Source organism: Flavobacterium sp., assembly GCF_035456225.1.
GTDB lineage: Bacteria > Bacteroidota > Bacteroidia > Flavobacteriales > Flavobacteriaceae > Flavobacterium.
Genome location: NZ_DATIDM010000105.1, coordinates 1 through 14,090, shown reverse-complemented (window position 1 = coordinate 14,090; position 14,090 = coordinate 1). Strand labels below are relative to the sequence as shown.

The following is a 14,090-nucleotide window of genomic DNA, read 5'->3' as shown; positions in this document are numbered from 1 at the left end:
TTATCTGTTATTGACTATTCTGACCGTTTTCAACTCACTATTTCACTTCTTCAATATCGCCCATTTTCCATGATTTATCGTACAAGGCTTTTTGAGGGCCATAAAAACGCGCGAGTACTTCAAATTGTCCTTTAGGATCTGTCGGAATCCAGTTCGATTCTCCACTTGCCGGAGGTGTTGGTCCGAAATAGATATCCACGGAACCATCAGCGTTTTTCTGAATACCGGGAGTTTGTGAAGAACGTCCCATCCAGTTTGCATTACGAATGAAGGTGTGTGTATGTCGGTTGTATACCGTCATTGACCAATATTGGGTCACCGGTACGTTCGCGGGCACATTCAATTTATAATGTTTGCTGCCGTCAAGCGGTTTTTCATCTTTATCTTTTACCGTCATCAAATAATATTGTGACTCACCAATATGTTTAGCACTGAAGAAAGCCATCGTGTAAATCACGGCACGATTATCTACAGGGTATGAATCAGGAACTTTGAAATCGTTTACGATGCTTTGATGTGTTTCCTCCGAGGCCGGAAAAAACCAATGCGCATCCGTATAATATCTTGGCATCGATTCATAGTTAACATCAAGCCAAGCTTTTGCAGCTTTGATCGCATGGTTTAAGATTTCCTCTGTCCGGGGATTAGGATTAAAAGGTTTTCCCCTTTCAATACCAATAGTTTTTAAAAGATCAATCATCGCCTTATCACGCTCAAGCCAAGGTTCTGCCTGAACCATAATGTTAAGCGATTTAAAAAACCTGATATCATAGGGGATGGAAGAATCATACACTACATTGCTAGCATCCAAAAAAGTAGTCTGCGGTGATTGGCTTGCCTGTGATAAAGGGTAAAGTTTGATTCTTTTTGAATATTCGATTGCTGCTGCAACATCGGCAGAATTGCCACTTTTAAGTACCGAACGTATTAAGGCATAACCCTGGTACGTATTAGAAGCAAGCGGAATATAACCTTTCGGAACCATATTAAGGTCATAATCCGGCGGAAGAAACAAATATTTTCCTCCTTTACCTTTATCAACTCCACCAGGCCCGATATCTTCAATAGCTGCCTGCCAGTAATTCATAACACTTCCGTTCAGCATCCCTTTATCAGCAGGAGGAATTTCCAAAACAACAGGACCAACATCTTTTGTATTGAAAAAAGGCATAATATAGATAACATCAGGATTGGGTGTGAGTGTCTGATTTTTCCAATCCAAAAGTTTTGGCCAGATAACAATCTGATTGAAATTACCATTAAGTTTAGTAGCCATCTCCTGATACATCAGTTGGTAATTTACCACAGGCATACTCCATACCGCCGCTGTTAAGGCACGACTGTAAATCATTTCTTCCTGAATATTTTTAGGTTTGAATGTTTCGCCATGTAAGTCGGCTGAATTTGTTGTGTCTGCGGTATTCGATTGTTTCGAATTCTTATTACAGCATATATGCAACAATATGACAGGAAAAAAAAGGAAAATCTTTCTCATAATGTTTTTATAATTTATACGCTAAACACTTATAACTAATCCCAATTCAGAGTAATAAGGTTTCGCTTTTCAATTAATTATTTCATTTTGTTTAGTGAATCTCATTTTCAAGATCAATGGCTTATCTCTCCTATTTTTCAGGATATTAATGTAAGATTATACAAATTTTTGTAATACTTTTTGTATTCTATAAATTAATCGTTGTAACAAATAAAAAAACCGACAAGTATAAATTGTCGGTTATTGGTTTATGAATTTAATTTCAAATTCTGAGTTCTTCCTTCATTTTACGATCCGGCAAACGGTGTTCCGAAAATACCCACAGCCAATTCAATCCAAATAAGTGCAAGTAGCAAAAGAAGCGCTGCACAGAGAGCAACTTTATGCTTCGTTTTATTTACCTTCCTCATTACAAACTCACACATGAGACCCGTTCCGAATAGCAGAACCCCTGCTGCCACAAAATCCGAAAATGTCCAGTTAACCTCATCTGTAAACTGCATTGCAATTAATGGAATAAGTAATAAAACTGTAACCACAAGCACAATTCCTAAAAGCCTTTTGTTTTGCATGATCATAGATTTATAGTTTTAATAATTATCTAGTTTTTAATTAATATCGGATATTTACTTCTTTTAAAACTTTAATTGGATTGCTCCTGATTTCTTTCACAAATATAATAAACTTTGAAATACAAAGTACTTTTATTTTTAAAACAATTTGTAACTTAGCAAAAATAAATCTCACGTTATGGAATATTTTGTAGCAAGGAATTCGGTAGTTAGAAAAATTTGGGGCAAGAGTGATACCATCCTTTTTATTTTTGCAGGTGCATCAGCAGAATTTGCACTTAATAAAGCGGTGGATTGGCTTTATTTCACGGGTAAACTCCCTTCCGATCCGTTAAAAAGGCTGTTCTCCACTGTAGAATATGCTAGAAAAATCGTTTTTTCGTCTATGGATGATGCTAACAGATCAATTGACAGCATGCGTAAAATACATACATCCGTAGAACAAAGTCGGGGAACCACTATACCTGATTGGGCTTATCGTGATGTGCTTTTCATGCTGATTCATTATTCCATTTCTGCCTACGAACTGCTCGAAAATAAATTAAGTGATGAAGATAAGGAAGAAGTCTACAATGTTTTTTATCGCGTTGGCATAAGAATGGGATTGAAAGAGTTACCGTCAACCTATAACGAGTGGTTACCGGTAAGGGATATGCATTTGGCTGAAAATCTACAAAAGAGTGAATACACTGCCGATCTTTTTAAACAATATAAAAAACACCTCGGCACCATGCGTTTCAAAGTATTGATTGAAGGTCAAAAACTGGTGGTCCCGTTCAGAGTAAAAGAATTATTGGATTTCAGTGATTTTTCTTTGCTGACACCTATAGTTCCAATATACAAAGTCAGCCGACTCATGAAAACAGACTGGCTAATTAAAAATATACTACTTCCCTCCGATTATAAAGATCAGATAAACGAATTGGATGTGCAAGTTGGTTGAAAATTACACACCTTCAAACAATGTTAAAAACAGAATAATAATATGGTAAAGAACAAAACCAACGGCATTACCGTTAGAAAGATAAATTTTTTAAATAATTTCATAACACTATCGTTTTATAATTCATTTCAAAATTCATTGTAATCAAATGAATTAAAAAAATAAACATAGTGAATGGTATTATTTTTAAAGTGAACAGTAAATTACAGTATATCCAAACTACCTTTTCCTTCACGAATCACAATCGGTTCGCCTTCTGATAAATCGATAATCGTTGAGGCGTGATTATCTCCATAACCTCCGTCAATAACCAAATCAACAAGGTTTTGCCATTTTTCGAAGATTAGTTCGGGATCCGTAGTATACTCGATAACCTCATCCTCATCATGGATTGAGGTGGAAACAATTGGATTTCCCAGCTGGCGCACAATTTCCAAAGCAATTTCGTGATCAGGAACACGAATACCGACAGTAGTTTTCTTTTTGAATTCTTTCGGAAGATTATTATTTCCCGGAAGGATGAATGTATATGGACCCGGTAATGCTCTTTTCAGGATTTTAAACGTCGACGTATCAATCTGCTTCACATAATCGGAAATATTACTTAAATCATGACAAACAAAAGAGAAATTGGCTTTTTCCAGTTTTACTCCTTTGATTTTAGCAATACGTTCCAAAGCTTTTGTATTGGTAATATCACATCCCAAACCATAAACCGTGTCCGTAGGATAGATAATCAATCCACCTTCTTTAAGCACTTTAATCACCTTTGCGATTTCTTTTTCGCTTGGGTTTTGCGGATATATTTTAATGAATTGTGCCATTTTTTTAGAATATAGATTAAAGATACAAGAAAAAAGAAAGGAAAAACACTACTAAAAACTATTTTTACTTTAATTATTTTCCGAGCTTTTAGGCTTTACAGTTAAACTCATTATTAAACTAAAAACTGAAGAGACAACAATTGATATCACTATACGTGGCAAAGTTATCGGTTCGTTACTAACAAACTTCGGAATCAACACTGCATTCAACAATGAAAAAACTACGAAAAAAATAAAAAATGTTTTCCAATTAACCTTTTTAAAAATACTCCCCATCCCCATATTCAATTATAATTATTTAACCAATTATATCCAGCTTCGCGAAACGTAACAGTAGTTTCTTGATTCCTCCAACTTCAAATTTAATTTCGGCTTTTTTGTCTGCCCCTGCCCCTTCCATGTTCAGGATTTGTCCTTTTCCGAAGCGTTCGTGCATTACGATATTCCCTACTGCCAAATTACCGTCAAACAAATTGGCTTTACCACTTGCCGCAGAACCTGAAACCGGCTTCAATTTTCGAATATTTAAGTCAGGTTTCGGCTGATTATCTGTAATATATTTAGGAGGTGTACCTGCAACCGGTTTTGCCAAACGCAATTTCGTTTTATCCACATCTCCAAAAATGTCGGTATTAATCATCGGTTTATAACGGTAATTGGTTTCAACCGGCGTCAGATATTCTAAATACTGCGGATCAATTTCTTCAATAAAACGAGATGGTTCGCTGTCAACCAGTTTTCCCCAACGATAACGCGATTGAGCGTAAGTTAAATATGCCTGATGTTCGGCACGGGTTAAAGCCACATAAAACAATCGGCGTTCTTCTTCCAGTTCGCTTCGGGTGTTCATACTCATCGCGCTCGGGAACAAATCTTCTTCCATACCAACGATAAAAACCGTTGGGAATTCCAATCCTTTTGCCAAGTGAATAGTCATCAATGCTACTCGATCATCGTCACCGGTATCATTGTCCAAATCAGTAGCTAATGCCACATCTTCCAGAAATTCTGATAATGCACCACGAGCACCATCAACTTCTTTCTGTCCTTCTATAAAGTCTTTGATACCTCCCATTAAAACCTCAATATTTTCAATACGGGCAATACCTTCCGGAGTGGCATCTTTCTTTAGTTCCTGAATTAAACCGGTTTTCTTGGTTACATGATCCGTCAAATAAAGTGCATCCTGATTTTCGTTGATGACCTGAAAACTCTTAACCATCATTACAAAATCCTGCAATTTATTTTTAGTTCCCGATGTCAGCTTCAAATCAATTTTTTCAATGTGTTCCATAACTTCGAAGATGGAACGTTTGTAATGATTGGCCGCTACCGTTAATTTTTCAATCGTAGAATTACCTATTCCTCTTGCTGGATAATTGATAACGCGTATTAAAGCCTCTTCATCTTTTGGGTTAATTACCAATCGCAGATAACACAAAACATCCTTAATCTCCTTACGCTGATAGAATGACAATCCTCCGTAAATTCGGTATGGAATATCCCTTTTACGCAAAGCGTCTTCCATGGCTCGGGATTGCGCATTGGTACGATACAAAATCGCGAACTGTCCGTTCATCATTTGCTTTTGCATCTTCTCTTCAAAAATGGTGGAAGCTACAAAACGGCCTTCTTCCCCATCGGTCAAACTGCGGTGGATTTTAATTTTGGGTCCGAAATCATTCGCGGTCCAAACCACTTTGTCCAACTTGGTTTTATTCTTATCGATAATCGTATTGGCGGCTTCTACAATATTTTTTGTTGAACGATAATTCTGCTCCAATCGGTACGTTTGAACTCCGTCGTAATCTTTTTGGAAGTTTAAAATGTTATTGATATTCGCTCCACGGAAAGCATAAATACTCTGCGCATCATCACCTACTACGCAAATATTCTGGAATCTGTCGGATAGAGCACGAACAATCAGATACTGTGAGTGATTGGTATCCTGATACTCATCCACCAAAATATAACGAAAACGATCCTGATACTTGGCCAATACATCCGGAAAACGGTTTAATAATTCATTGGTTTTCAATAATAAGTCATCGAAATCCATGGCTCCGGATTTGAAACAACGCTCTACATACTGATTGTAAATCTCACCCATTCTAGGTTTTTTGCTCATGGCATCAGCTTCCTGTAATTCGGGATTATTGAAGTATGCTTTTACTGTAATAAGGCTGTTTTTATAGGATGAAATACGACTGAAAACCTGCTTTGGTTTATAGATATCCTTATCCAGCTGCATCTCTTTAATGATCTGTCCGATCAAACGAACAGAATCTTGAGCGTCATAAATCGTGAAATTACTTGGATATCCTAATTTATCTGCTTCGATACGCAAAATCTTGGCAAAAACCGAGTGAAAGGTTCCCATCCAAAGATTTTTAGCCTCGGGACCAACAATATCCGTAATACGTTTTTTCATCTCACGTGCCGCTTTATTGGTGAACGTAAGTGATAAGATATTGAAAGCATCAACGCCCTGATGAATCAGATTGGCAATACGAACCGTAAGCACACGTGTTTTTCCGGAACCGGCACCCGCAATCACTATCATTGGTCCGTCTTTTTGCAGTACGGGAGCACGTTGGGCTTCGTTAAGCTGGTTTATTATTTTTTGCATTTTATTTGAATCACTGGGTTTCAAAATAACCTAGTTTTTAGTTTTTTGAAATTATAATTCACAAAAATAACCATAAAAAAAAGACATTCAAGTTTTGAATGTCTTTAAGTGTAATTTTTATGATTTGGCGGCTAATTTTTCGATAATTTTCTCTTCATCGGTTGTTGGTGTCAGACCCGAATCAAATTCCCAATATTTACTTTTAATATTATTTTCATTTCGCGCCAAAACCGGTTTATTCATGATATCTTTTTTATCATAACTAAAGTTTTCATCAGAATGCCCTTTTACAACCAAAGCGTTACTTGCTTCAAGATCATAATTCATACTTCTTTTATTCCATGCTTTAAAGCAAACATCCGAAAATGTATTGGCAAGGAAATACCTGTCTTTCTCTAATTTAAAATTAGCTTTAAAATTTTCTTTTTTAATTAAAAATTTAAGAATTAATAAATTCATTTCTTTTGAATACTGAATATGGGAATCCGCTATTTTATATTCTACGGAAAGAATCAGGTTTTCGGTACGGTTATAAGCCACTTTAAAATTATAAAGTAGTTTCTCAACCTCTTTTTTAGGCGTGATATTGATGATGTATATATTCTCATCTGAAGGATTACTTTTTATTTCAAAATCATAATCCTTCTCGCTTTTCTTGTTACACAATTTCTTTAGGGCCCTAAATTCATATGTGTTTTCTATTATCTTATCTAAATTAAAACCTATTAACTGTTCTGAAGTAGGATCATCTTCATTCAATCCATAAGATCTGTTTTGAATTGCAATAGCATCAATATCGACTTTTTTTGCTTTACCCTTAATATGCAAATCAACCAAACCATCTGTAAAGCGGGAATATTTACCTTGATTCTTAATAAACTCACGACAATATGTATTTAAATGAATTGGCATTGACAGTCGTTTTGCAGAATTATCCACTAATACGGAAAGAACCTGATATATAGGTATTTTGGAAATAATCATTTCCTCCATCTGAATATCATTTTCCTGCATAAAAACAACATTTTCGTCCAATTTCAGATTGTCTGAAGAAAGTACAATGGTTTTAAATGTTAAATGTGTAATTACTATTTCGGAAGTAGCCTGTAAAGTAAGTCGGAATGTTCCATCTTCGTTACTGACTGCTCCCTGATTGGAATGTACAACACTAACGGTAGCTCCCGGAATAACTTCTTGGTTTTTTTCATTTTTCAGTACAACGGTGATTTTTTTTTCTTGTGCGAAAGAGACAACTGTACAGACAAAGAAGATTAGCAATAATAACTTTTCTTTCATAAGTATAATTAATTTCTTACGAAGAAATAAAATTATTATAACAAATCAAAGCAGAATTGAAATAAAAAAGACATCCAGGTTTTGAATGTCTTTTAACGTCATAATTTAGAAGCCAAACTTTCTATTATTTGTTTTTCTTCTTCCGTTGGAGTTAATCCGGAGTCGAATTCCCAATAATTGGTCAGTATTGTATTTCGTTTATTGAATAACGATTTTTCTTTGTAGACATCACTTTTATCGTAAGGAACCGGCTTTTTGCTGAAGTTAGTTGTAACCAGATAATTTTTTACTTCGATACGTTCTTCCTCTTTTTTCTTATTGGTTGTTTTGAAGCCTATCTCTTCTTTTGAACTGGATAAATAATAATTTTTTCCGTCGTATTTATAAGTAGCGTTAAAAACCGAATTAAATATTTTTCCTTTAATCACTAAAAAATCGGTTACTCCTTTAAATTCGTAACGCTCTGTCAGTACCGAAGAGTTAATTTCAATGATAATATTTTTTTTATAATCATAAACAATGAAGAAATCGGGGTAATAACCATCAATATTTGGCAATGGCCTGATATTCATTAAGTAGTAATCTTCATTGTTGGGATATGTTTTAATTTCGTAATCGTATTTTTTCTTTGAATAAGCCTCTACGACTTTGTTCAGATATTTGAATTCGTAGTAATTACCTATGATATCATTTAAATTATATCCCAATGTACTTTCATCCACTTCATCATTTATAAGTCCGTAAAAACGGTTTTGCTCTACCAATATATCGGTCTTAACACTTGTTGGCCTCCCCTGAATATAAAAATTCAAAAGACCGTCATTAAAAGAAGTATACTTGTCGTTTTTCTTAAAGAATTCACGAACATAAATTTTAAGATTTACAGGAATTGTCAGTTTATCACTTGAATTCTCGACCAGTTTCTTTAAAATTTCCTGGGGGTGTTTTGTTGTGATGATAACCTCTTCCAAAATTTTAGTATTCCGGTCCATATAAATTATATTTTCCTTTAACTTTAAGGAAGCTGAATTGACAGTAATGGTCTTATAAGACGCATGGGAAATTTTTATTTTTGAAGGTTTATCCAAAGAGAGTTTAAAAACACCTTCCATGTTACTTACAAGTCCCTGATTTGTATTGAGTACTGTTATGGAAGCGTCTTCAATGGGCAGATTGGTTTCATAGTCTTTTAAAGCTACAGTAATCTCGACGTTTTGTGAAAAAACGCTTAAGTGTATCAAAAACATAAAAACCAGTAATAACTTTTTCATATTTTTACTGTCTTGTAAACAAAATAAGGAAAAAGATTTCAAGAATACAATCTAAATTCTGTTATTCTTTTACTTTTGTAAAAATTAAACCCAAAAATGGATTACACTAAAATAATTGATATTGCAGCTTATACACTACCCTCAATCATTACCGGTGGTGTAGCGTATTATTTTTTTCAATCTTATTTGAAAAACGAAGAAGGGCGCAGACGTTTTCTTTTGCATAAAGAATCTCAAAAAACAGCTCTGCCATTGCGTTTACAGGCCTACGAGCGCATGGCTTTATTTCTTGAACGAATTAACCCGGGAAAACTATTGGTTCGCATTGGTCCGATTTCCACTGATAAAAATGACTATGAATCGCTTTTGATCCGTCATATCGAGCAGGAATTTGAACATAATTTAACGCAGCAGGTTTATATTTCGGATGAATGCTGGAACATAATTCTTACAGCAAAAAACACCGTTATTCAAACCATCCGTAAAACAACACTACAAGTTGATAACGCTGATAAATTACGTGAAAAACTTTTAACGGACTTAATGGAAAGTCAATCCCCAACCGTTTTGGCGCTGTCCTTTATAAAAAATGAAATTACTGAAATCCTAGGATAATAAAAAAGCCCTGAAATTTTCAGGGCTTTTTTATTGAATATGATTAGTTTCTTGTGTAGACTGCTGTATAAATTCTCAATCCTGTAAATGTAATTTGATACGTTATTTGGAAGCTATTAGCATCTATAATTTGTCCATCGATTGAATTATTCGAACTCAAACCGCTGACTTCATTTCCGAAAGAAGAAGCTAGTCTTTGATCAGGTACTGTAATATACTGACAGCTGTTTACATTGAAAAAAAATCCCGCATCACTTACTTGCAGATATTCAGCAGTAAAATTTCCCGTTGTTGTTGTTTTATAACTATTTTCCCCCACCCTATATATCATTTCATTTGGAAATGTAAATACCTCACCTGTACCAGATTTAGTTACTACAAGTGTATAACTTCCTTCAAATATATAATCACAATTAGCGGGACAAGCTACAATATTTTCAATAGTTGTTGTTTCATCTGTAAATGTTCCGTTATACAATTGTGAAATGACATTAGTGCTGGTATCAAAGCCTCTTATTGAAAATGACGGATTACAAAACATTAAATTGTAACTATAGTGGCCATTAATAACAGGAATACAAAAAGCAATATTATTATTGTATAACATTACATATCCGGAAGTAACTCCTGAATTATCACAATCTAACAGGTCTCCACTCAACACTGTCGAATTATCACCAAGATCAACTATTACTGTTATAACGGTATCGCCTGTTAGTGGTCCTATAACTGTTGTACTTTGAATAACTCCACAACTGAAATCCGGATTAAGCATCAAGTAGAATATTTCATTTGCAGGCACTAATCCACTCACAACTCCCAAGTTATTTGTCGAATTATAAAAGAAATAACCATTCTCCTGGAATCCAATTCCAAGTTGAGTATGCGGAACTGGATTTCCGTTGGTATCTACCACATTTATTGTTAAAGTAACTGTTTCATAAGGATAATCACAATTCCACCACGAAAAGTGCGAAACAGTTCCAACGTAATTATTACCCACTTTTTGAGCACTTCCCTCCTCTATCCAATAACCCTTAACTTCATCGAAATGCCATAACGGAATAGAACTTGGTGCAGTAGCTAATTGAACATTATCGATTGCCATCGTTATCTGAGCTGTATGTCCGTTTGCGATTTGCAGTTTTTGTCCGCTATCTCCTTTTAACTCCACATTCATCATTCCGTAGGTTTCCAGAACTTTTTCGTCGCCATTATTGTCTTTGGCATATAACATTCCCGGCATTAAACTGCTCAGATTTTCATTGGATGATTCTAAATGAAACATAGACACCTGAACAGAACCGGAATAAGCGTTCCCGTTTGCATCCTGAAAAGAACCATCAAAATTCACCTTTGTTCCGTTTGGTAAAGTCACTTCGCTGGCTACACCCGATTGAATGGTTTCAACCTGAGCATTGGAAATCAGCATGATTTTCACATTGTTCTTTCCGGTTGTTGGCACCATTGCTCTTGAACCATCGATATATCCGGTTTTTTTAGCTGTGATGTAAGCAAATCGATTATGTACATTGGCACCGTTAATTATGAAAACACCGTTAAGATCGGTTTGAGCTGTTGTGGTTCCGATTTTTACTTCGGCACTCTGAATTGGATTTCCATTCTGGTCTACCACTTGTCCGATAAAGTCTCTGAAAACCGCACTTCCGAAATTTTCGGAGAAATCATCTGACGAATTGTTAGGGTTGTCATCATTAGTATTACAACCTACCATAAGCCCAAGTGTAAACAATCCTATGATAACCGATTTGATTTTTCTCATAAATAACTTTTTTAAGTTTTTATAAAGATACTTTTTTCAGAAGAAAGGTTGCGTATAAATCTTACAATAATCACTATTACTTATTTATTTTTCCACCAGCACTCTAAACTATCCTTAATTTTCAACAAAAAAGCCCTGAATTTAGATTCAGGGCTTTTTTATAAATTATTTCCGATCACATGAACCTAATCATTAATTGCAGACCTTCCTAAATCATCATCAACAGAACTGTCATCACAATTACAACTGATTGCAAATCCGAACACTAATAATCCTCCAAAAAATAATTTAAATTTTCCCATAAAAATAATTTTTGATTGTATTAGAGTTCCTTTTTTTTTAATTGAATGCTGTACACAAATCTCAAAATAATCGTTCCAACTGAACCTTTTCATTATCAGGCAACGTAGGCAACAATTCCTGAAAATACTTTTTAAATGTGTCCTGTTTGAGCATTTCCCTAATTTTTTCACGGCAAAATTTGGTAAACTGCCATTTAGGATGCGTCAATCCGTTTACAAGATTGGGTAACACGTTTTTATCGGCTTTATTAAGGAACAACATATTTACAATCGCACTCTGTCTTGTATTGGCTTCAAAATCAGGTGAGGTATAAGCTAATAATTCGTCATAAAACTTCACTTTGTTTTCAGACTGATAGTCTTTTGTGGCCAAAGCCAATGTTAGCCAGGTAATTCGCAAATTCTTATCGCTAAAACCAATCCAGTCTTTAGTCTGATCTAGTAACGAAAATCGATCATCTGGGAATTGTGTCATTAAATTTTTAAACACCATTTCTCTAGTCAAATAAGACGGATCATTTAACATCGTCAGGTATTCCGATTTGAAATCTAAAGGAATTTGCTTCATTGTCAAAGCAATAGCTTGTCGTACTTTTACATTGTTCGTTTGCATTGTTTTCATCAGAATGTCCTTTTTTTCTTCGAACGGAACTTCGTTCATCTGATAAACCACTTCCTCTTTCATCGGATAAAAAGCATCCGAATTCAAAATGGCTTCAAAACGGCTTTTCTTTTCTGAAAACGGCAATTCTGTTTGCTCTAACAAAACAAGATAATCGGAAATAAATTGATTCTTCTTCAAAATAGCCAACGCTTCATTGACCTGAAATCCGGAAGCTTCCAACCAGTTTCTTTTAAAGGCATTGGTATCGAATTTTGAAACTTTATTTATTTCAGCCAGGAAATTATCGGTATTCACATTTTCGAAGCCAAATTTCTTTAGGTAACGATTAACCGCCTTTTGGAAATTTTTATCGCCAACATGCGCTCTTAAATAATGTAACGCCCAAGCTCCTTTCTGATAAAATGTCAGCGAACTTGCTTTTTCATTTAGCAGCGGAATCGTATCTGCCTTGGAAGCTCTTTGCAATGTTTCTGCTGTCTGATACAATTCGAAATTAAAATGGTCTTCACCGAAAAGTTTCTTTTCAGCCAATAATGCATAAAATGTCGCAAAACCTTCCTGTAGCCAATGATGTTTCCCCGATTGTGCCGTAACCATGTCTCCAAACCACTGATGGGCTAATTCGTGGGCATTTACATTCATATAGGTACGATCATTAAATCCGATTTCATCGACCACAAAATCCTGCGCAAAGATCGTTGAAGTGGTATTTTCCATTCCAGCGTATAAAAAATCCATTACCGGAACCTGTCGGTATACTTCCCAAGGATACTTCACCCCTATTTCCTGCTCAAAAAATTCGAATATCTCTTTTGAATGTTTGTAGGTAGTTGGGAATTTGTCTTTATCTTCTTCCTTCAGATAAAACTCTAATAGCGTTCCCGATTTTGATGTTTCTGTCTTCTTCACAAATTTTCCAATAGCCATCATAACCAAATACGAACTCATCGGCTTTTGCATTTCATAATTCCAGGTTTTCAAATTCCCTTTAGAATTCATGCTTGTACTTTTTAAAACCCCATTCGATAAAACTGTAAAATCATTTCTAAACTCGGCAGAAATATTAAATACTACTTTCTCATTCACATCATCAAAACTTGGTAACCAATGCGAAGTATATTTCCCTTGACCTTGTGTCCAAATCTGTCCTGAACCTGTTGAAAAATCACCAACGAAATACATGGTTTGCTTTGGTTTTGCCGAATAGGAGAATTCCAGCTTATTCTTTCCTTTCTTAAACCCTTCAAAGAGATTCAGGCTCTTACCGGAATTTTTAAATAGAACCGGTTTCCCGTTGATTTTTACATCACTGAATTCCATTCGGATCGCATCAATTTTAATGGTGTCAATTTTCGATTTCACCTTAAAATCATAAGTAACATTTCCGCTGATTGATTTTTCCAAAGCATTTGGGGTCAGATTGGCGTACAGCGAAATAAAATCGACTTTTGAGGTTTGCTGTGCAAAAGCGAATGAGGAAACGAGCAGGAATAAATATTTCATGTTTTTCATATCAGAAAACCAAAAATACAAAGGAATTTCGGACTTTTTAGTAAGTTTACGGCCAAATTAATTTTCGTGAAAAAGAAAGCCATTTTCAACTGGAGCAGCGGCAAAGATTCGGCTCTGGCGTTATATAAAACACTTCAGAATGATGACATTGAAATTGTTTCGCTCCTAACGAGTGTGAACAAACAATACAATCGCATTTCCATGCATGGCGTACGTGCGGAAC

The 14,090-nt window shown here is 35.2% G+C and carries 11 protein-coding genes; 3 read left to right on the top strand and 8 right to left on the bottom strand.

All coding sequences use genetic code 11. The features are described 5' to 3' along the window. Positions 1 to 37 precede the first annotated feature (37 nt). Both VLB74_RS06250 and VLB74_RS06245 read right to left on the bottom strand, forming a co-directional pair. Complete coding sequence (locus tag VLB74_RS06250; protein WP_325202599.1) at positions 38 to 1,495, bottom strand: DUF1254 domain-containing protein; 1,458 nt, start codon at positions 1,493 to 1,495, stop codon at positions 38 to 40. Between the two features lie 287 nt (positions 1,496 to 1,782). Next, positions 1,783 to 2,073, bottom strand: a complete 291-nt coding sequence (locus VLB74_RS06245) for a hypothetical protein (protein ID WP_325202598.1) — start codon at positions 2,071 to 2,073, stop codon at positions 1,783 to 1,785. 172 nt (positions 2,074 to 2,245) lie between these two features. Between VLB74_RS06245 and VLB74_RS06240 the strand changes: the two genes are divergently transcribed. After that, positions 2,246 to 3,010, top strand: a complete 765-nt coding sequence (locus tag VLB74_RS06240; protein WP_325202597.1) for an oxygenase MpaB family protein — start codon at positions 2,246 to 2,248, stop codon at positions 3,008 to 3,010. 203 nt (positions 3,011 to 3,213) lie between these two features. Here the strand turns inward: VLB74_RS06240 and VLB74_RS06235 are convergent, their stop codons facing one another. From VLB74_RS06235 to VLB74_RS06220, 4 genes are all read right to left on the bottom strand, one after another. Further along, the gene (locus VLB74_RS06235) at positions 3,214 to 3,834 is read right to left on the bottom strand and encodes an L-threonylcarbamoyladenylate synthase (protein WP_325202596.1); all 621 of its coding nucleotides are present in this window, start codon (positions 3,832 to 3,834) and stop codon (positions 3,214 to 3,216) included. A gap of 298 nt (positions 3,835 to 4,132) precedes the next feature. Beyond that, on the bottom strand, positions 4,133 to 6,463 hold the full coding sequence (locus tag VLB74_RS06230; protein WP_325202595.1) for an ATP-dependent helicase: 2,331 nt from the start codon (positions 6,461 to 6,463) through the stop codon (positions 4,133 to 4,135). 117 nt (positions 6,464 to 6,580) lie between these two features. Then, positions 6,581 to 7,759, bottom strand: a complete 1,179-nt coding sequence (locus tag VLB74_RS06225; protein WP_325202594.1) for a carboxypeptidase-like regulatory domain-containing protein — start codon at positions 7,757 to 7,759, stop codon at positions 6,581 to 6,583. A 98-nt stretch (positions 7,760 to 7,857) separates the two neighbouring features. Continuing rightward, the gene (locus tag VLB74_RS06220) at positions 7,858 to 9,030 is read right to left on the bottom strand and encodes a carboxypeptidase-like regulatory domain-containing protein (protein ID WP_325202593.1); all 1,173 of its coding nucleotides are present in this window, start codon (positions 9,028 to 9,030) and stop codon (positions 7,858 to 7,860) included. A 96-nt stretch (positions 9,031 to 9,126) separates the two neighbouring features. On the opposite strand from VLB74_RS06220, the gene VLB74_RS06215 reads away from it, so the two are divergent. Beyond that, on the top strand, positions 9,127 to 9,645 hold the full coding sequence (locus VLB74_RS06215; protein ID WP_325202592.1) for a DUF7935 family protein: 519 nt from the start codon (positions 9,127 to 9,129) through the stop codon (positions 9,643 to 9,645). 43 nt (positions 9,646 to 9,688) lie between these two features. Here VLB74_RS06215 and VLB74_RS06210 read toward each other — a convergent pair whose 3' ends face one another. After that, positions 9,689 to 11,428, bottom strand: a complete 1,740-nt coding sequence (locus VLB74_RS06210) for a hypothetical protein (RefSeq protein ID WP_325202591.1) — start codon at positions 11,426 to 11,428, stop codon at positions 9,689 to 9,691. A gap of 363 nt (positions 11,429 to 11,791) precedes the next feature. After that, on the bottom strand, positions 11,792 to 13,858 hold the full coding sequence (locus VLB74_RS06205; RefSeq protein ID WP_325202590.1) for a M1 family metallopeptidase: 2,067 nt from the start codon (positions 13,856 to 13,858) through the stop codon (positions 11,792 to 11,794). Between the two features lie 75 nt (positions 13,859 to 13,933). On the opposite strand from VLB74_RS06205, the gene VLB74_RS06200 reads away from it, so the two are divergent. After that, a partial coding sequence (locus VLB74_RS06200) for a Dph6-related ATP pyrophosphatase (protein WP_473964694.1) occupies positions 13,934 to 14,090 on the top strand: 157 nt, incomplete at its 3' end.